This window comes from Falsochrobactrum ovis, assembly GCF_003259955.1.
Taxonomy (GTDB): Bacteria; Pseudomonadota; Alphaproteobacteria; order Rhizobiales; family Rhizobiaceae; genus Brucella; species Brucella ovis_A.
The window spans coordinates 90039-108598 of record NZ_QLMK01000002.1 but is presented as its reverse complement, the minus strand read 5'-3'; the positions used below and the strand labels follow the sequence as shown (position 1 = coordinate 108598).

Below are 18560 nucleotides of genomic sequence, written 5' to 3'. Positions count from 1 at the left end.
GCAATTCTATGCGTTTTTATGGACTGGCTGGCCTTGTCACAGCGCTCCTGTTTGTCTCGCCTTCACATGCGGCAACATTCAGGGTCTGTCATGGCTATGAATGCTACTATCGAACCAAAGTCACACTTTCAAACCGTGACCAGCAGCAAATCAGGCGCAAGTTAATCCAAGCTTCCCATTCACCCTCAGCAGAACGAGATGCCCTGCGCTGGGCAATCGCACTATTTGAGCAACGTTCGACCAAAATCATCGGCGTAAGAGACAAGCCAAAAACACAGTTTGGAAGAGCGCGTATCAAAGGACAAATGGATTGCATTGATGAAGCGACCAATACCGATGAGTTTCTGCGATTTCTTCATGCCAAGGGCTGGCTGAAGTTTCATACTCCTGCCAGAAAAGATTCGCGTGGAAGCTTCTTCGATGGCCGTTATCCGCATTGGACTGCGACAGTCAAAGCCCACGATGGCCAATTGTGGGCTGTCGACTCCTGGTATCAGGCTGGCGGAAATCCGCCCGACATAATGCCTTTATCCGAATGGAAACGGCGCGGTTATCGCCATCGTCCTTAAATCGCAACAAAAATTTGATGGCTTTGCATATCACCCATTGCATGAAACCATCCTGCATCCCGTACGTTATCTATCTAAGAACAATGGAGGATGAGTAGATGGATTGGAATCGCGTTGAAAGGAACTGGAAACAGGTAAAGGGCAAAGTCAAAGAGCAATGGGGAAAACTTACCGATGATGACCTCGACCAAATTAATGGCCGCCGGGATCAACTCGAAGGCAAGATCCAAGAGCGCTACAGCATCGAAAAAGATCGTGTAAGTGCCGATGTCGACGATTGGTATAATCGCCAACAATGGCTGTCATAACTTATAGCCTGCGTCCATTAATAAAGCCCTGCATTTGCAGGGCTTTTCTAGACCTCAACATTGATCGACCCGTTTCAGTGAAGCCGACAATCCCATAAGCGAGAAACTATATCGTGTATTGGTTCCCCGGCTTGAAGTAGCCTGAACATTCATTGCACGGCCGCTGCGCATTGCGTTTAAAATACTCGCCTCATCAGCAACATTCTGTGCCCAAGCTCGGTTTCCTTCTGTGAAAAACGGATAGTTTTTCCCATCAATAGTAACCGTAACACTGCTATTGGGCTTAAGCTGATAACCCATGACCAACTGGGGACTGAACTGACCGCTTGATTTCGAAATAATTACGAAATTATCGCCATGCCGAACACCTGCCGGATGAAAGCTTGTCGGTGCGGTCAGTGCGTAGCACTTGTTTCCGGGTAACTGAGTATTCCGATAAACACCCCAATCTCGGAATTCGCCAACGAAGCTCGTTTTGGCCGACACCGCGAGAGGACACGCCAACAACCCTGCAAGCGCCAGCGTCACGGTGGTTGCCTTCTTCCTCATTGCTAAAAAACTCCTTTTTGCTCAGCATCAGGCTTAAAAAATTGTGTCAATTAGTTATGAATTCCTTAACGTATAGCTAAAGTAACATTAAAACTTTGTAACCTACAATGAGATACCCATTTCACTTTTGAAAATGAAGAACTTAGAGTAAGTGGCAGGGAGAAACGCCGACTGAGCCCAAACTGAGAATCACAAAATTGACTAAGCAAGACAACGTGCCTATCCAGTCCTCTCTCGGGAGGGCTTTATGAAAATCTATGTTATCAACCTTGATCGCAGCCAAGATCGCTTGAAGTCGATCGCGGATCAATTTCACAATTTACATCTTGAGTTCGAGCGTGTGCCGGCAATAGACGGACGAGCTTTGCCGGAAGCTGAGCTATTGGCCCATCACGTGCCGACAAAAAACTGGCCGTCTCCTTTATCACCCGCGGAAATCGGTTGTTTCCTCTCACACAGAAAATGTTTTGAGCTGATCGCCAATGGCGAGGATGATTATGCGGCTATTTTTGAAGACGATATACGTTTGAGCACCGGTGCATCCGCCTTGCTTACGTCCACTGACTGGATACCCGCAGATTCGGACATCATTAAAATTGACTCTTACGGACATGAAGTATTGATTTCACGACCTGTGAAACAGGAAGGCTCTTATCAGATATGTCGGTTAAGATCGCGTCATTTACTGGCCGGGGGCTATATAATCTCTCGCAGATCAGCACAAAAACTGATTTCTTTAATGCAAAAAGCGACCGTACCGTTGGATCATTTTTTATTTGATCCGGATGATGGTCCATTCAACACATTAAATATTTATCAGATCCTCCCTGCGATAGCTCGTCAGTCAGGCGCCCAGAGCACTATCGGACAAAATCGTAGTCCGAAAAACCGTCCGCCATTTTTTCACTTAATCTATCGAGAGATTAAAAGAGCAGGCTCTCGCATGCGTCGAAATCTTAAGGGAAGCTGGGCAAACCTTACCAAAACCGGACGTTGGGGCCCTATTCCTGTGGAACACGATATTCAAAATTAGGAAGATTGCTTTTCGCTCATACACGACCTGAGAACGCGGATCGCTATTGTAAAGATGGTGGGCCCGGAGGGACTCGAACCCCCAACCAAGCGGTTATGAGCCGCCGGCTCTAACCAATTGAGCTACGGGCCCCACGCGTCCTTGCCCTACCCTAAAGAAAGCCAGGATACAAGCCGTCAATTTACATCTTGCCCTATTCCGCACATATTCCGTTGCCAACCTTTTGATCTTCCCTGTGTAAAAGTTCAATTCTTAGGCATGGATTAAGCCTTTTGCCCGAAAATCACCAAGTCAGGTAGTGTTTAAAACCATTGTTTAATGCGCTTATCATTCGACTTCCCAGCTATGTGAGAGGAAAAAACATGCATAATCGTGCCCGACTCGTTCTCGCGACATCTTTTTCAGTATTGATGCTAACTGGCGCGTTCTCTTTGCCCGCATCAGCGCAAGAAAAGCAACATGCGCCCCGCGCAGCCCGTATTGCCGTTACCGGTGAAGGGAAAATGACCGCAGCGCCTGATATGGCTATTCTTAATCTCACAGTTCTGCGCGAGGCCAAAACAGCGCGTGAAGCCATGACTGCCAATAATGAGGCAATGGCCAAAGTTCTGGAAGCCATGAAAGCCGCTGGCGTCGAAGATCGCGACCTGCAAACGGGCAGTATTAATATTCAGCCCCGTTATATTTATCCAGATGATAAAAATGGGCTGACAGAGCCAAGCATCGCCAATTACTCAGTTTCTAACAGCTTGGTAGTCCGCGTGCGCGATCTCTCAAAATTGGGCACAGTTCTTGATGAATCCGTAACATTAGGCGTGAACCAGGGCGGCGATGTCAGTTTCACCAATGATGATCCGGCTGAAACGATCAATGAAGCACGCAAACGCGCTGTTGCCGATGCAATTTCAAAAGCTAAAACACTCGCTGAAGCGGCGGGGGTCGAACTGGGACGAGTATTGGAAATCAACGAGCAAAGCCGTCCAGTTATGCCTATGCCGATAGCTCGACAGTTTAAAGCGGTAGCAGCGGCTGCTCCCGAAGATGCCGTCCCTGTAGCCGCCGGCGAAAATAGCTATAATGTGTCGGTGAATGTGACTTTTGAAATCAAACAATAAGTTTGATCCCATCAAATGATTAAATCCCCAGCTGCACTTCCTGCGGCTGGGGATTTTTTCGATTAGTCATATCACCGGTTCACCGGAGCCGGGCCGGTTGCTCAACGGACCGTCGGGCAACCACGACGGTTTGCGAAAGTCACTCTCGCCGAGCGTCCGTGACGAGTTCCACGAACTTGAACAGTTTTTCCTCGCTGGATCACGCGAGCATTCCGAATACCCATGCGGCGGGCTTTGCTTCTTGCGCTTTTGACTGAGCAAGCCGGACCACGATGCTTCTTACGCACGTTTTTGCGATGGCCGCGATAATCGACCTGCATTAACAATGACTGGTTTCCGATAGTGTTCCCGGCGGTTGAAACCGGCGCAGCAGCATTAGCGTTCGCGCCCGAACCCAATGCGACGGCGCATCCTAATACAGCTGTGATGATTAAGGATTTGAGCGGAGTTATGGACATTTGGTACCCTTTCATCAAAATTCAGAGATTTAGACCATAAGCAAAGTAAGATGAACAACAGTCGAAACGGGCATTCACCCTATATTCAGCTCTGTTCAGGCTCATCAACCATATGATTGAGATAATCGCCATCGTGTTGCATCTCATGATCGAACGCCGTAACCCGACCACGAACGGAAATACCCGCTTCGTGAACCGAATCTTCGGAACCAGAAACCAGCGGATGCCACCAGTATAAATCATATCCCTCGGCTACGAGGCGGTAAGCGCAAGTTGCTGGCAACCAGTCCACTTCATAAACCAGTTCCGGCGTTAGGATCACGCAATCCGGCACTATTTTTCGCCGATTAGGATAATCGCAACACTTGCCGCTTTCAGGGTTCAATAATGTACAGGCAACGCTGGTCCAATAGATCGCGTTGGTATCTTCATCACGTAGTTTATGCATACAGCACTGGCCGCACCCATCGCACAGGCTTTCCCACTCAGCTTTGGTAAGCTGCTCAAGCGATTTGGTGCACCAGAAAGGTTGTTTATCCATACTCACAATTAAACGCCGTTTGGAGTTCTCCGTAAAGAAAACAAAGCCGCGCATGGTCACCCATAACGCGGCGCCTTAAATCTAAATACCGCACATCAGTCGAAGATGCGCTCGCCCTGCTCATCAATGATCTGCCGCCCTTTATTGAGCGCAATATTTGCAGCATCCTCAATGCCTGGGCAACGATCAGCACGTACAAAACGGTGTTCTTTAACCTCGCCATTGATCGTTTTAGAGATCACACCGCAGACCTGATATTGCCCACCCTCACTATAAGGCGTTGCTATTATCAAAAAGTCCTTATGTTCCAACCGTCCGGCTTCTTTTGGTGCGGAATCAGCTTTTTCTGCCGAGCCGCCGCCAAATAGCCTTTTTAAAAAGGACATGGCTCCCTCTCCCTTAATTGCAATATTGCCCGAAATAGTCTCTATTTCGGGCAACGGATTTAGCTGTCGAGGAACGAACGCAATTTGCGTGAACGGCTCGGATGTTTGAGCTTACGCAGCGCCTTTGCTTCAATCTGACGGATACGTTCACGGGTAACCGAAAACTGCTGACCAACCTCTTCAAGAGTATGATCAGTATTCATGCCGATACCAAAGCGCATACGCAATACGCGTTCTTCACGTGGCGTAAGCGAGGCGAGAACACGGGTGGTTGTATCACGAAGATTTGCCTGAATAGCCGCATCAATCGGCAGCAGCGCATTCTTATCTTCGATGAAATCGCCCAGATGTGAATCTTCCTCGTCGCCCACAGGGGTTTCGAGCGAGATTGGCTCCTTGGCGATTTTCAGAACCTTACGCACCTTTTCCAGTGGCATTGCCAGCTTTTCGGAAAGTTCTTCCGGTGTCGGCTCACGTCCGATTTCATGCAGCATCTGACGCGATGTGCGCACGATTTTGTTGATTGTCTCAATCATATGCACAGGAATACGGATCGTGCGTGCCTGATCCGCAATCGAGCGCGTGATCGCCTGACGAATCCACCATGTTGCATAGGTTGAGAACTTATAACCGCGGCGATATTCAAACTTATCAACCGCCTTCATAAGCCCGATATTGCCTTCCTGAATGAGGTCGAGGAACTGCAGCCCGCGATTGGTGTATTTTTTGGCAATCGAGATAACCAATCGCAGATTGGCTTCAACCATTTCCTTCTTGGCGATAGACGCTTCGCGTTCACCCTTCTGAACCTGATTGACGATACGGCGGAATTCGCCGATCGAAATTGCAGTTTCAGTAGCAAGATTTTGAATTTCGCTGCGCAAACGCGTGATTGTACGTTCTTCTTTCGCAGCAAATTCCTTCCAGCCCCGGCTTGTCAGCGTTGAGATACGCTCGACCCAGTTTGGATCCAGCTCATGGCCCTGATATTCTCTAAGGAATTCTTCACGACGAACACCAAATGATTCTGCCAAACGAAGCAACCTGCCCTCGTTCTGAACCAGTCGCTTATTAATGTCGTAAAGCTGCTCGACTAGTTGTTCAATACGATTCTGGTTAAGCGAGAGCGATTTCACCGCCGTAATAAGCTGATCTTTCAGCTCTTTATACCGGCGTTCCTGACTGGAGGACAGCTCGCCCGTTGCAGCCAGACGGCTCTCAACTTGCTGATCCTGCAATTTACGCAGCTTCCGATAAGTATCAGCGATCAGATCGAGCGTTTCCATAACCTGCGGCCGCAGCTCTGCTTCCATAGCAGCCAGCGACAGGTTGACTTCATCCTCTTCATCATCGTCGTCTTCTGTAGCCGCATCACCACCAACATTGGTGACATCGTCATCATCGCGGCGTCGAGCACCCTTATCGTCGCGCGGCTTTTCCTCTTCCACCCGCTCGATAGCCGGGGCTTGCTTGGCTTCCGGCCCAGCATAAGTGGTTTCCAGATCGATGATTTCGCGCAGAAGAATATTGGATTCGTTTAGCTGTTCGCGCCAGATAATAATGGCCTGGAAAGTCAGCGGACTTTCACAAAGCCCTGCAATCATGGTTTCCCGGCCAGCTTCAATACGCTTGGCGATGGCAATTTCGCCCTCGCGTGAAAGCAATTCAACCGAACCCATTTCGCGCAGATACATACGCACCGGATCATCGGTACGATCTGTCGGCTCTTTTTTAGTTGTCGTAGTCGCGACGGCAGTGCCAGTGGCTTCAACCAGGTCGCCGCCTTCTGCTTCTTCTTCAGCCTCTTCGCGATCATTGTCCTGCTCGTCGTCTTCAACGACGTTAATACCCATATCGGATAGCATGGACATCGTGTCTTCGATCTGTTCGGATGTCACTTCTTCCGAAGGCAGCACGGCATTCAGCTCGTCCATAGTGACGTAGCCGCGCTTCTTCGCAAGCTTGATCATCTTCTTGACAGCATCGTCAGAAAGGTCGAGAAGCGGACCGTCAGTTGCACCTTCGCGCTCGACTTCGACTTCTTCGTTTTCCTTAACCTTCGTTGCCATATTGCTCGTCTCCAGGCGACACCGGTCGCATCTTAGATATATAGAGTGGTCACGCGGTTTTGCGAGGTTGCAATCCGCCGGTTATTTAATTCAGAGCAGTTCTGTTTGGCCAAATGCTCTGACAATTCGGCTCCTTCGCGTACACTCGCATTCGAAATCGATTCGCGAACTATACCGCTAGTAACCATTTCCCGTTAATGTCGCATTAACTGTGGGTGGACCCGATCCGCCATCCGGGTTCTTTACATGACCCCCGCGCGATTTTGCGCTTCTGTCCTAATCCCCAGTTGCTGCTGATCGGACGGATTTCCAAGTTTGAAACGGAAATATAAATCAATGTTAGTTCTCTAATTCCTTATCCGAACTTTGGTGATTCCGTCATTTTCCTTGCTGGTCAAGAGCGAATCACCTGATTCGCTCCAAAAAAGCGAATCATTTATTGCCACAGCCGTCCTCACAGCCCCTGATCATCGCAAATGATCGGAAACGCAGTTTCATGAAGACAGAGTCTATATGTAGTGATTCGGGCCTGCGAATCAAAAACCGCCCGGCGGACGGCCCGATGACAGGCCAAATCCATCTATCAACGCTTCTGTAGCTTCTGCCTGCATCAGCTTGTTACGAATATCAATAAGCCGCTCAAATAACTCACCCGTTTCATCTGTTTCAAGCGCTGCCTCAACCGCTCGCAACTCATTATGTAGTGCTCGGGTGCGTTGATGCAAGTGTAGCGCCTGCCGCAACGCTTCACGCACATCCTCTTCGGCAGCCAGCGTGGTTGCAGGCCAAAGCCGTGCACCCTTAACCATCATCTCAAGCGTTTCTATTAATTCTCCGTGCCCTGCCTTCACAAGGGCCTTGCGCATTTCGGCCCCCTCCTCAAGATGATGAGCTGCTAATATATCGAGCATAGCCATATGCAGCGCTTTCAAAGCATCATGCTCAAGGTCCAACCTTGACAGTGTCTCGAAATCCTCGTCCAGAAGCCGCGGGTGGTTGACGAGCATAAGAATGATGGCCGTTTCGCGTAAAGGCGGCTGAAACCCAATTCCAGATCGCCGTCCCTTCACCAAATTGGAGCGTGCGAGGCTTTCAGAATATGCTACCCGACCACTGGAACCTCTGCTAAACCGACCGCCCTGCTGATTGGAAAATCCATTATTGCCGCGATTGAATTGCCGGCCGCCCCGCTGATTATTGGAACGATCCTGGCCAAAAAACACACGAGTCCGATCACGCATTTCCTGGCTATAATGCCTGCGTATATCCTCATTGGCGATCTGGCTCGTGATTTGTCGCAGCTTGGCTTCCAGTTCAGCGCGCCGCTCTGGCGTATCGAACACGGTTCCCGAAGTTTCCCGGTGCCAGATCAGATCGACCAGCGGTCGAGCTTCTTCTAATATTGAATAAAAGGCTGAAGCCCCTTCCGCCCGCACCAGATCGTCCGGGTCCTGACCTTCTGGCAGCAAGGCAAAGCGTACAGAACGCCCCGGTTGCAGAACGGGAAGAGCCAAATCAGCCAGCCGATGGGCTGCCCGCGTCCCAGCACTATCGCCATCAAAACAAAGCACAGGCTCAGGGCTTATACGCCAGAGCAGCTCTAGCTGCTCCTCCGTCAAAGCTGTCCCAAGCGGGGCAACAGCATGTTCTATCCCCGCCTGAGACAGGGCAATAACATCCATATAGCCTTCTACGACAATAATAGCCCTCGCTGGCTGGCCTTTTTGCGGTTGGCTCGCCTTACGGGCATTAAGCGCATTATAGAGAACCCGACCCTTATGAAATAGCTCAGTCTCGGGTGAGTTCAGATATTTTGCCGGCGCATCTGGTGAAAGCGCTCTGCCGCCGAATGCAATAATGCGGCCGCGCATATCCTCTATTGGGAACATTATTCTGTCGCGAAAGCGATCATAGGAAACCGCAATGCCTTCTCCATGGACAACCAGGCCACAAGCCTCAATTTGCTCACGCGAAATGCCCTTGTTCGCCAGGAATTCTTTCAAAGCGCTTCGCGATTCGGGCGCATAACCAATTCGAAATTTCTGCTGTGTAGAGCTGGAAATTCCCCGATCTCGCAGATAAGCTCTGGCTTTCGCACCCGCCGCACTTTGCAGCTGGCTTTCAAAAAACTGCGACGCTAATTCCATCGCATCAAAAAGCGTTGCTCGCTGTGCTTCGCGTTTTTCCATCTCCGGGTCGCGAGCAGGAAGGGCTACCCCAGCCATATCGGCCACACGTGCGACCGCTTCTGGAAAACTGGCGCCTTCAAGTTCTGTCAAAAACCTAAAATGATCACCCGTGGCCCCACAGCCAAAGCAATGATATCGCCCCTTGCGGTCTTCACAGTGAAAACTTGGCGTCTTTTCACCATGGAACGGACAGCAAGCCCAAAAATCCCCCCTACCGGGATTACTCTTTTTACGATCAAACGAAACCCGCGTGCCAATCAATGTTGAAATTGGCACACGATCTCTAAGCTCGTCGAGAAAAGAGGGCGAAAAACGCATTCATTGTCACTTTCAAATTAGAGACACTTTCAAGTTAAGCCGGGGAGCTGAAACCAGCATCTGTGAATAGGCAATACTCGCTGCGGCTCTATCATTCTGGGCGAATATAGTAGGCGGCGGTCTCGCAGTCCATCGCGCATGAAATGCGTCCCCGTTAATCACATGGCCACTTGGCTATTCCCCATTATATGCTTTAATCTATTCGCCTTGATCTCATCGGCAGCTTGATCGGCGCCCTTCCCAGCCCATATTTTTCATATATCATGGGCAGTTAGATTATATTGTTCATTTTACCGCAGGCCATTCGGGCCTGCTGCATGTTCCTTTAGCAGAAAGGGTTTTTCGTGAACGGTTCTCTGGTCCTTTTGCATTTGGCCGGCGCTGTCGCCCTGTTGCTTTGGGCTACCCGTATGGTGCGCACCGGCGTCGAAAGAGCTTATGGTGACCGCTTGCGCCAACGTTTGCGAAATCAAATCCAGAACCCGTTACTGTCCGTATTATTCGGTCTGCTTTTGGCCCTTGCCCTCCAAAGTTCAACGGCGGTCACGCTTCTTGTCGGCTCCTTCGTAGGCTCCGGCTTTGTCGGCGGGATGGCTGGCCTTCTTGCCGTTCGAGGCGGCGAACTTGGCTCCGCTCTGGTCGTCAAAATCCTCAGTTTTGATCTAACGCTCTTGGTCCCGATCTGCCTTGTAGCCGGCACCGTCATATTCATGACAACTGAAAGACATGACTGGCGTCAAATTGGCCGCGTTTTTGTCGGGATAGGTCTGCTGATCCTTTCGCTTGAAATGACAGGACAAGCAACAGAACCACTGCGCGAAAGCGCTTTGCTGCCGATCATCGTTGAATATTTATCCGGCGATCCGATCACCGCCTATTTATTAGCGGCTTTAGTAACTTGGCTGTTTCATTCCAGCATTGCCGCGGTCATTCTTCTGACCACATTTGCCTCGCGTGGATTAATCCAGCCGGAACTCGCAGTCGTCATGGTGCTGGGCGTCAATCTTGGCTCTTCCATCATCGCGCCGATCTTAACAAGAAACGCGCCGCCAGAAACCCGAGTTGTCCCGTTGGGGAATTTGCTGATGCGTGGTTTTGGCTCGCTTGTTATTCTTATTCTGTTTGAACTTTTCAACCCACCGCTAAAGCTGCTGGGTAATGACCCTGTTAATCAAGTCGTCAACGCACATATCCTGTTTAATGTCATAGTTTTAATTGCTGGCATTCCTCTGTCGCGTCTGGTGCTTCGCACGACAGAAGCGCTTGTTCATCTGAATGCAGGAAAAAAGAATGCCGTCCAACCGCTTGAATTTGAAGAATATAGCGCGCTTGACACTGATGTGCTTGATCGGCCCTCACAAGCTTTAGCCAATGCAACGCGAGAAGTTATAGGTGTCTGCGACACGATTGATGTCATGCTGCGGCGCATCATCGAGCTTTATGAAAAGCCTGATCAGCAACATATTGATGAACTCGCAGCTCTTGATGATCGGGTGGACAGCAAACATGCTGCTATTAAGCTCTACCTCTCCAAATTGGCCACTCGCGAACTCAATGATTTTGAATCGCTGCGCATGCAGGAACTGATGGGCGCTTGCGTCAAGCTAGAGCAGGTTGGAGATATTATTGTTCGCAACATGCTTGTTCATGTCGAAAAGAAAATGAACCACAATCTCGAATTCACCGAGGAAGGCTGGCAAGAGCTGAGCCATTTTCATGCCATGGTGCTGGCAAATGCCCATATGGCATTCAATGTAATTGTCTCAAGAGATGGACGCACCGCACGCCAGCTTGTGCAAGAAAAAGACCGCTTAAGAGAATATGAGAAACAAACCAGTTTGCGTCATTTCTCTCGCCTGAGAGAAGGCTCACAGCGTAGTCTTGAAACCAGCGCTATCCATCTTGATACAATCCGCGATCTCAAACAGATCAACTCGCTCTTGGCTTCGATGGCCTATCCCATATTGGAGGCGCAAGGTCTCTTGGGCGAAACTCGGTTGAAAACTGCAAAGCAAAACTGATTATACAAAGCTTAATCGCATCAGAAGCGCCCTCAAAGGGCGCTTCTATTAAGCCGATTGAAGAAGCTCCTTAATCATAGAGCTGGCCTTGCTGAAATCCATTTGGCCCGCATAGCGTTCCTTGAGAATCGCCATGCATTTGCCCATATCACGCAAGCTTTCCGCTCCAGTTTCCGCGATCACCTCGGCGCATGCTTTGCGGATATCATCATCGCTCATCTGGGCTGGCAGAAAATCATTAATAATCTCAATTTCATCACGCTCGGCTTTAGCAAGATCGGCGCGACCACCTTCTTCATAGATCCGCGCTGATTCTTCGCGTTGCTTAACCATTTTGCTAAGAATTCCTAGCAATTCCTCGTCGCCGACAGGGTCTTTACTCGCTGTACGATTGGCGATGTCGCGATCCTTGACCGCTGCCATGATAAGCCGAAGCGTCGCAACACGCAGCTTGTCCTGCGCCTTAACCGCGGTGGTGAGTGCCTGAGAAATTTCCTGACGAAGCATACGTCTCTCCTGATGGCTTGTATGAACTCATACGCCGATCTGAACGCATGGCCCATCTGAACGTATGGATTTGATCCTATAATAGAACTTTTTATGTGCAAGCCATGCCAGAAATCAATCGCAACACATTATATATGAATAAGCTCTCCAGATATTATTTGGCATTATAAGCGCTAATTCGTATTTCCCTCTCGCTCAGCGATTGACCTCACTTGCAATTTTCTCTATTGCTCGGGGCTTAGCAGGACATCGGCACGTGCTCGCGGCGGGAGGTTTTAACCCCGCTGTTTTTTGGCGCGCATATCGCTCAAACCGTACCCTTTCAGCGTCAGGGTTGATACGGAAGTGTGCCGCTGCCTGAACATCTTATCATGCGCACGCCAAGGCAGCGCGAACCAAACACAGGAGTGCACGCCATGACCGAAGCCCCATCCAAGACCGCACCCTGGTCGGTTGCCAAGCGCACGGGCATTCTTGTGCTTGCGGACGGTACCATAATTGAAGGCATTGGCCTTGGCGCGACCGGCGCTGTAGAAGCCGAAGTTGTATTCAACACTGCCCTCACCGGCTATCAGGAGATCCTCACCGATGCTTCCTATACCGGCCAAATTGTTACTTTCACCTTCCCGCATATCGGCAATGTTGGCACCAATCAGGATGACATTGAAGACCTAACTCCGGCCAATCGCCATGGTCCGGTAGGTGCGATTTTCAAAGCCAATATCACCTCGCCATCAAATTTTCGTTCAACTCAGAGCCTTGATGCCTGGCTCAAAAGCCGTGGGGTTATCGCCCTTGCAGGCGTCGATACCCGTGCGTTGACCTCGCTCATTCGCGAACGCGGTGCGCAAAAAGCAGTGATCGCCCATGATCCAGAAGGCAAATTCGATCTTGAAGCCTTGAGAGAACGCGCCAAAAATTGGAGCGGACTGGAAAAACAAGACCTAGCCAAAGAAGTGACCGTCGGTCAGAGCCTGGTTTGGAAGGAAACACCCTGGACCCTTGCGGACGGTTATGGTGAACAAACCAGCGGTGAATACAATATCGTCGCTCTCGACTTCGGTGTAAAACGCAACATCCTGCGCCTGCTTGCAGGACTGGGGGCGAAAATCACGGTTTTGCCTGCAACCGCGGCAGCAGAAGATGTGCTTGCGCATAATCCAGATGGGGTATTCCTCTCTAACGGCCCCGGCGACCCGGCTGCAACGGGTGAATATGCTGTCCCCACCGTCCAGAAACTTATCGAAGCTGAGCTGCCGATTTTCGGCATCTGCCTAGGCCATCAGATACTCGCTCTGGCACTTGGCGCAAAGACGGAGAAGATGCATCAGGGCCATCATGGTGCCAATCATCCAGTAAAAGATTACACAACAGGCAAAGTTGAAATCGTATCGATGAATCATGGCTTTACGGTTGATTCCGACAGTCTGCCTGATCATATTGAAGAAACCCACGTCTCGCTATTTGATGGTACCAATTGCGGCCTGAGCGTTGTGGGCAAGCCGATCTTTTCAGTTCAGCACCATCCGGAGGCGTCCCCCGGACCAGAAGATTCCCATTATCTTTTTATTCGCTTCATAAACCACATCCGCGAGAAAAAAGGCCTAGCGCCACTTGCTGAGAGACAAGCCGCAGCGTGAATCAAAGCTGAGAAACTTCAGTTAACTTCTTGATAAATAAAAGCCGGGCCCGTGCGCCGGCTTTTATTTGTGATGGGATAACTAAATTTCGCCAGCGAATGTGTCGCACGCATCTACGCGCCCACTATCAAAGCCGCGTTGAAACCACTTGGCCCGCTGCTCGGACGTACCGTGATTGAAACTATCAGGAACCACATATCCCTGACTGCGGCGCTGCAAAGTATCGTCACCAATCTGATGCGCGGCATTCAATGCCTCTTCCAGATCGCCAGACTCCAAAATACCCTTTTGCTCGGTGTAATATCCCCAGACACCGGCAAAGCAATCCGCTTGCAATTCGACACGCACCGACATCTGATTAGCCTGAACTTCATTCATCGTTTGCCGCATTTGATTAAATTTTGGCAGAATACCCAGTAGATTTTGCACATGATGCCCCACTTCATGAGCGAGAACATAAGCCTGTGCAAAGTCCCCTGACGCGTTAAAACGATTGGCCAATTCATTAAAGAAACTCAAGTCGATATAGACTTTGCGGTCACCCGGACAATAAAATGGTCCAGACGCGGAAGATGCAAGCCCACAAGCGGAACCAACCGAGTCAGAAAAAAGCACCATTGTAGGCGGTGTGTAAGTCTGACCCCGAGATTGGAAAATCCCGCCCCAGACATCTTCAGTTTCAGCAAGAACCGTGCGCGCGAATTGGGTAACTTCATCATTAGAGACACTACCGCCCTCGGCGATTGTGCGTCCGCCACTTTGTTGTGTCTGGATGCCAGACCCCATTCCGCCATCTCCGAAAAGAATGGGTAAAGGATTAATCCCGACCGCCCAAAGGACAATCGCCATAATGGCAACCATCACAATGCCCGAAAAACCACCCCCCCGTATCAAGCGAAACCCCGGCCCGCCTAATCCCCCGCCCCGCATACCACCAGGCTGGCCGCGCCTGTCTTCCACGTTGTCACTCTGCCTACGACCTTGCCAACGCATGTCAGAACTCCTTCAGTTTCACGCTACACAGCGGCAGCACAGGTGATAAACAGATTGTCGCATAAAGATTGCGCACAGCAACATTTAATCCAGCTTTCTATTGCATCACAAACAGATACGTAGCTGCAACAGTCGGCTAGCATGAGAATTCGGCCTACTATTGTATGCTGAATGCTTTTTCTTTTATTAAGAGCGTTTGTGGGGTTTCACTTTACGTCATCATTGCCTATAAGGCCCACTTAGCCCACAGATTGCATATTCTGCCAACCCGCCGGAGGTCCGTGCGGGTTTTTCAGGCAGGATAAAATGAAAACGCCTGAAATCGGTCTCCGATCTTGGGGCGTAGCCACATGACAATAGAAAGAACAGGACGCGCTCATGCCGAAACGTACAGATATCAAATCGATCCTGATTATCGGCGCGGGGCCCATTGTTATCGGTCAGGCCTGCGAGTTCGATTATTCCGGCACTCAGGCTTGTAAGGCGCTGAAAGAGGAAGGCTACCGCATCATCCTGGTCAACTCCAATCCGGCAACGATCATGACCGACCCTGATCTTGCTGACGCAACTTACATTGAACCGATCACACCGGAAGTCGTCGCCAAGATCATCGCTAAAGAACGTCCTGACGCGATTTTGCCGACCATGGGCGGTCAAACCGCTCTCAATACAGCATTGTCGCTCCGCCGCATGGGCGTTCTTGAGCGTTATAATGTTGAGATGATCGGTGCCAATGCAGAAGCGATCGACAAAGCCGAGGACCGCGCTCTTTTCCGCGAAGCAATGAAGAAAATCGGGCTTGATACCCCTGCTTCAATGCTGGCCAATGCAACCGAAATCAAAGATGAAGACCGCAAGCTGCATGAAGCCAAGCGCGCCGAAATCAAAGCAACATATAGCGGCGAAGAGCTCGATAAAGCGCTGGATAAGCTTGAAACAGAATGGCAGCTCGGCGAAGTTGATCGCAAGCAGCGCTATATGAGCCATGCTCTGGGCAAGGCTGCGCAAGCGCTCGATTTTGTAGGCCTTCCAGCCATCATTCGCCCTTCCTTCACCCTTGGTGGCACCGGCGGCGGTATTGCCTATAACCGTCAGGAATTCTTTGAAATCATCGAACGCGGTCTGGATGCTTCCCCCACGACCGAAGTTCTGATCGAAGAATCAGTGCTGGGCTGGAAAGAATATGAGATGGAAGTTGTTCGCGATAAAGCGGACAATTGCATCATCATTTGCTCTATCGAAAACCTCGACCCGATGGGTGTTCATACGGGCGATTCCATCACGGTTGCACCCGCGCTGACATTAACTGACAAAGAATATCAGATCATGCGCAACGCCTCGATTGCGGTGCTGCGCGAAATTGGCGTGGAAACTGGTGGTTCGAACGTTCAGTTTGCCATTAATCCCGCCAATGGCCGCATGATCGTCATTGAAATGAACCCGCGTGTGTCCCGCTCATCCGCGCTTGCATCCAAAGCCACGGGCTTCCCGATTGCGAAAGTCGCTGCAAAACTTGCAGTCGGCTACACACTCGATGAACTGGATAATGACATTACCGGCGGCGCAACCCCGGCATCCTTTGAGCCATCAATTGATTATGTCGTTACCAAAATTCCGCGTTTTGCCTTCGAAAAATTCCCCGGTTCGTCGCCAATCCTCACAACGGCGATGAAATCCGTTGGGGAAGTAATGGCAATCGGTCGTACTTTCCAGGAAAGCCTGCAAAAAGCGCTTCGTGGCCTTGAAACCGGGTTGACTGGTCTCGACGAAATCATCATCCCCAATATTGAGGAAGGCGACGAAAAGAACGCCATACGCGCGGCCATCGGCACGCCAACTCCCGATCGGTTGCGTATGGTTGCGCAGGCCATGCGCCTTGGACTTTCTGTTGAACAAGTCTTTGACGCATCAAAAATCGACCCTTGGTTTCTGGAGCAGATTGAAGAAATCGTCAGAACCGAGGATCGCATCCGCGAACATGGCCTGCCGAAGGATGCAGAAAATCTTCGTATGCTCAAAGCCATGGGCTTTTCAGATGCTCGCCTTGCCAGTCTGACTGGTCAGGACGCAGAAGACGTGGCCAAGCTACGCGCCGAGCTTAAAGTTCATCCGGTTTTCAAGCGCATTGATACCTGTGCCGCGGAATTCGCCTCACCCACCGCTTATATGTATTCAACCTACGAAACACCTTTCGCTGGCGAAGCTCATTCGGAAGCCTATGTTTCCGACCGCAAGAAAGTTGTAATTTTAGGCGGCGGTCCCAACCGTATCGGTCAGGGCATTGAGTTCGACTATTGTTGCTGTCACGCCGCTTTTGCGCTCGGCGACGCTGATTACGAAGCAATTATGGTCAACTGCAACCCGGAAACGGTTTCAACCGACTATGACACTTCAGATCGTCTCTATTTTGAGCCATTAACCACTGAAGATGTTCTCGAAATCCTCCGTGTTGAGCAGGAAAAAGGCACTTTACATGGCGTTATCGTACAGTTTGGTGGCCAAACGCCGCTCAAACTTGCCGATGCGCTCGAAAAGGCTGGAATTCCCATCCTTGGAACATCCCCGGATGCGATTGACCTTGCGGAAGATCGTGACCGTTTCCAAAAACTACTTATCAAGCTCGGGCTAAACCAGCCAAAGAATGGTATTGCCTATTCGGTCGAGCAAGCACGTCTCGTTGCATCTGACCTCGGTTTTCCGCTGGTGGTTCGTCCTTCCTATGTTTTGGGTGGTCGCGCTATGCAGATTATCCACGACGAACGTGGCTTGCAGACATATCTACTCGACACAGTTCCTGAACTGGTCCCGGAAGACATTAAGGCCAAATATCCCAACGACAAGACTGGTCAAATCAATACGCTACTGGGCAAGAACCCGCTTTTGTTCGACACCTATTTGACCGAAGCTATCGAAGTGGACGTGGATTGTCTTTGCGACGGCAACGAAAGTTACGTTGCTGGCATCATGGAACATATTGAAGAAGCAGGCATTCATTCGGGCGACTCTGCCTGCTCCTTGCCAGTTCATACGCTCTCCCCAGAAATCATTGCGGAACTGGAGCGTCAAACAGCAGCCTTGGCCAAGGCCTTGAAGGTCGGCGGTTTGATGAACGTTCAATACGCCATCAAAAATGACCAGATTTATGTGCTTGAAGTAAATCCCCGTGCTTCCCGTACCGTTCCTTTTGTCGCAAAGGCAGTGGGCGCTCCGATTGCCAAGATAGCCGCACGCATTATGGCCGGCGAAAGTCTCAATGAAGCGATTAGCGCTTATGGCGGCAAACCAAAGCCGCCAGCCCGTCCGCATATCGCTGTCAAAGAAGCCGTGTTCCCATTTGCCCGCTTCCTTGGTGTGGACACACTGCTTGGCCCAGAAATGCGCTCAACCGGCGAAGTTATGGGCCTTGACTATGACTATGCGCTGGCTTTCGCCAAAGCTCAGCTGGGCGCTGGCGTCGAACTGCCGCGTGAAGGTACTGTTTTCGTTTCAGTACGCGACGAAGACAAAGAGCGCGTTCTTGGTCCGGTGCGCCGTCTGACCGAACTTGGTTTCAAGGTTATGGCCACAGGCGGTACCCAGCAATTCCTCGCGGCTCACGGTGTTGAAGCAACGAAAGTTAATAAGGTGATTGAAGGTCGTCCTCATGTTGAAGACGCAATTCGTAACCGCCAGATCCATCTGGTCTTTAACACAACCGATAGTGCCAGCGCTGTTTCAGATTCTAAATCAATCCGCCGCGCCACGCTGATGCAGAAACTGCCTTATTATACAACAATGGCTGGCGCAGAAGCTGCAGCAGAAGCAATAGCAGCACTCAAAGCAGGCTCATTGGAAGTACGTCCCCTGCAAGACTATTTCCGCTAA

Annotated in this window: 15 protein-coding genes and 1 tRNA gene; 7 read left to right on the top strand and 9 right to left on the bottom strand. The window is 50.5% G+C overall.

All coding sequences use genetic code 11. From position 1 onward, the window contains the following. Positions 1 to 8: 8 nt before the first annotated feature. Both C7374_RS04150 and C7374_RS04145 read left to right on the top strand, forming a co-directional pair. The gene (locus C7374_RS04150; RefSeq protein ID WP_111574361.1) at positions 9 to 569 is read left to right on the top strand and encodes a hypothetical protein; all 561 of its coding nucleotides are present in this window, start codon (positions 9 to 11) and stop codon (positions 567 to 569) included. Between the two features lie 98 nt (positions 570 to 667). Next, the gene (locus C7374_RS04145) at positions 668 to 877 is read left to right on the top strand and encodes a CsbD family protein (protein WP_111574360.1); all 210 of its coding nucleotides are present in this window, start codon (positions 668 to 670) and stop codon (positions 875 to 877) included. Between the two features lie 54 nt (positions 878 to 931). On the opposite strand, the gene C7374_RS04140 is transcribed toward C7374_RS04145, so the two are convergent. After that, positions 932 to 1426 carry an invasion associated locus B family protein gene (locus tag C7374_RS04140; RefSeq protein ID WP_111574359.1) on the bottom strand — a complete coding sequence of 165 codons (495 nt, stop codon included), beginning with the start codon at positions 1424 to 1426 and terminating at the stop codon, positions 932 to 934. A 247-nt stretch (positions 1427 to 1673) separates the two neighbouring features. Between C7374_RS04140 and C7374_RS04135 the strand changes: the two genes are divergently transcribed. Then, positions 1674 to 2459: a glycosyltransferase family 25 protein gene (locus C7374_RS04135; protein ID WP_111574358.1), complete on the top strand. Its 786-nt coding sequence runs from the start codon at positions 1674 to 1676 to the stop codon at positions 2457 to 2459. Positions 2460 to 2514: 55 nt separating this feature from the next. Here C7374_RS04135 and C7374_RS04130 read toward each other — a convergent pair. Beyond that, positions 2515 to 2591, bottom strand: a tRNA-Ile gene (locus tag C7374_RS04130). Positions 2592 to 2821: 230 nt separating this feature from the next. On the opposite strand from C7374_RS04130, the gene C7374_RS04125 reads away from it, so the two are divergent. Further along, positions 2822 to 3574: an SIMPL domain-containing protein gene (locus tag C7374_RS04125; RefSeq protein WP_111574357.1), complete on the top strand. Its 753-nt coding sequence runs from the start codon at positions 2822 to 2824 to the stop codon at positions 3572 to 3574. Positions 3575 to 3675: 101 nt separating this feature from the next. On the opposite strand, the gene C7374_RS04120 is transcribed toward C7374_RS04125, so the two are convergent. From C7374_RS04120 to dnaG, 5 genes are all read right to left on the bottom strand, one after another. Next, positions 3676 to 4032 carry an antifreeze protein gene (locus tag C7374_RS04120; protein ID WP_111574356.1) on the bottom strand — a complete coding sequence of 119 codons (357 nt, stop codon included), beginning with the start codon at positions 4030 to 4032 and terminating at the stop codon, positions 3676 to 3678. An 85-nt stretch (positions 4033 to 4117) separates the two neighbouring features. After that, the gene (locus C7374_RS04115) at positions 4118 to 4573 is read right to left on the bottom strand and encodes a YcgN family cysteine cluster protein (RefSeq protein ID WP_111574355.1); all 456 of its coding nucleotides are present in this window, start codon (positions 4571 to 4573) and stop codon (positions 4118 to 4120) included. A 95-nt stretch (positions 4574 to 4668) separates the two neighbouring features. Continuing rightward, positions 4669 to 4959, bottom strand: a complete 291-nt coding sequence (locus C7374_RS04110; protein WP_111574354.1) for an HlyU family transcriptional regulator — start codon at positions 4957 to 4959, stop codon at positions 4669 to 4671. Positions 4960 to 5018: 59 nt separating this feature from the next. Then, the gene (gene rpoD / locus C7374_RS04105; RefSeq protein ID WP_111574353.1) at positions 5019 to 7028 is read right to left on the bottom strand and encodes an RNA polymerase sigma factor RpoD; all 2010 of its coding nucleotides are present in this window, start codon (positions 7026 to 7028) and stop codon (positions 5019 to 5021) included. Positions 7029 to 7564: 536 nt separating this feature from the next. Next, positions 7565 to 9535 carry a DNA primase gene (gene dnaG / locus C7374_RS04100; RefSeq protein WP_111574352.1) on the bottom strand — a complete coding sequence of 657 codons (1971 nt, stop codon included), beginning with the start codon at positions 9533 to 9535 and terminating at the stop codon, positions 7565 to 7567. Positions 9536 to 9879: 344 nt separating this feature from the next. Here dnaG and C7374_RS04095 point away from each other — a divergent pair, with 344 nt between their 5' ends. Then, complete coding sequence (locus tag C7374_RS04095) at positions 9880 to 11556, top strand: Na/Pi cotransporter family protein (protein ID WP_111574351.1); 1677 nt, start codon at positions 9880 to 9882, stop codon at positions 11554 to 11556. A 48-nt stretch (positions 11557 to 11604) separates the two neighbouring features. Here the strand turns inward: C7374_RS04095 and C7374_RS04090 are convergent, their stop codons facing one another. Further along, a complete protein-coding gene (locus C7374_RS04090) occupies positions 11605 to 12063 on the bottom strand; it encodes a GatB/YqeY domain-containing protein (protein ID WP_111574350.1) in 459 nt (152 codons plus the stop codon). Between the two features lie 416 nt (positions 12064 to 12479). Here C7374_RS04090 and carA point away from each other — a divergent pair, with 416 nt between their 5' ends. After that, positions 12480 to 13703: a glutamine-hydrolyzing carbamoyl-phosphate synthase small subunit gene (gene carA / locus C7374_RS04085; RefSeq protein WP_111574349.1), complete on the top strand. Its 1224-nt coding sequence runs from the start codon at positions 12480 to 12482 to the stop codon at positions 13701 to 13703. Between the two features lie 81 nt (positions 13704 to 13784). Here carA and ypfJ read toward each other — a convergent pair whose 3' ends face one another. Beyond that, positions 13785 to 14696 carry a KPN_02809 family neutral zinc metallopeptidase gene (gene ypfJ, locus C7374_RS04080; RefSeq protein WP_111574348.1) on the bottom strand — a complete coding sequence of 304 codons (912 nt, stop codon included), beginning with the start codon at positions 14694 to 14696 and terminating at the stop codon, positions 13785 to 13787. 378 nt (positions 14697 to 15074) lie between these two features. Here ypfJ and carB point away from each other — a divergent pair, with 378 nt between their 5' ends. Then, entirely contained in the window at positions 15075 to 18560 is a 3486-nt protein-coding gene (gene carB, locus C7374_RS04075) for a carbamoyl-phosphate synthase large subunit (protein ID WP_111574347.1), read from the top strand.

Excerpts from the sequence above, each read along its gene's own strand:
- C7374_RS04135 (WP_111574358.1), top strand. The coding sequence starts at position 1,674 with ATGAAAATCTATGTTATCAACCTTGATCGCAGCCAAGATCGCTTGAAG.
- dnaG (WP_111574352.1), bottom strand. The coding sequence starts at position 9,535 with ATGCGTTTTTCGCCCTCTTTTCTCGACGAGCTTAGAGATCGTGTGCCA.
- carA (WP_111574349.1), top strand. The coding sequence starts at position 12,480 with ATGACCGAAGCCCCATCCAAGACCGCACCCTGGTCGGTTGCCAAGCGC.
- C7374_RS04145 (WP_111574360.1), top strand. The coding sequence starts at position 668 with ATGGATTGGAATCGCGTTGAAAGGAACTGGAAACAGGTAAAGGGCAAA.
- C7374_RS04090 (WP_111574350.1), bottom strand. The coding sequence starts at position 12,063 with ATGCTTCGTCAGGAAATTTCTCAGGCACTCACCACCGCGGTTAAGGCG.
- C7374_RS04150 (WP_111574361.1), top strand. The coding sequence starts at position 9 with ATGCGTTTTTATGGACTGGCTGGCCTTGTCACAGCGCTCCTGTTTGTC.
- C7374_RS04125 (WP_111574357.1), top strand. The coding sequence starts at position 2,822 with ATGCATAATCGTGCCCGACTCGTTCTCGCGACATCTTTTTCAGTATTG.
- C7374_RS04110 (WP_111574354.1), bottom strand. The coding sequence starts at position 4,959 with ATGTCCTTTTTAAAAAGGCTATTTGGCGGCGGCTCGGCAGAAAAAGCT.
- rpoD (WP_111574353.1), bottom strand. The coding sequence starts at position 7,028 with ATGGCAACGAAGGTTAAGGAAAACGAAGAAGTCGAAGTCGAGCGCGAA.
- carB (WP_111574347.1), top strand. The coding sequence starts at position 15,075 with ATGCCGAAACGTACAGATATCAAATCGATCCTGATTATCGGCGCGGGG.
- C7374_RS04140 (WP_111574359.1), bottom strand. The coding sequence starts at position 1,426 with ATGAGGAAGAAGGCAACCACCGTGACGCTGGCGCTTGCAGGGTTGTTG.
- ypfJ (WP_111574348.1), bottom strand. The coding sequence starts at position 14,696 with ATGCGTTGGCAAGGTCGTAGGCAGAGTGACAACGTGGAAGACAGGCGC.
- C7374_RS04115 (WP_111574355.1), bottom strand. The coding sequence starts at position 4,573 with ATGGATAAACAACCTTTCTGGTGCACCAAATCGCTTGAGCAGCTTACC.
- C7374_RS04120 (WP_111574356.1), bottom strand. The coding sequence starts at position 4,032 with ATGTCCATAACTCCGCTCAAATCCTTAATCATCACAGCTGTATTAGGA.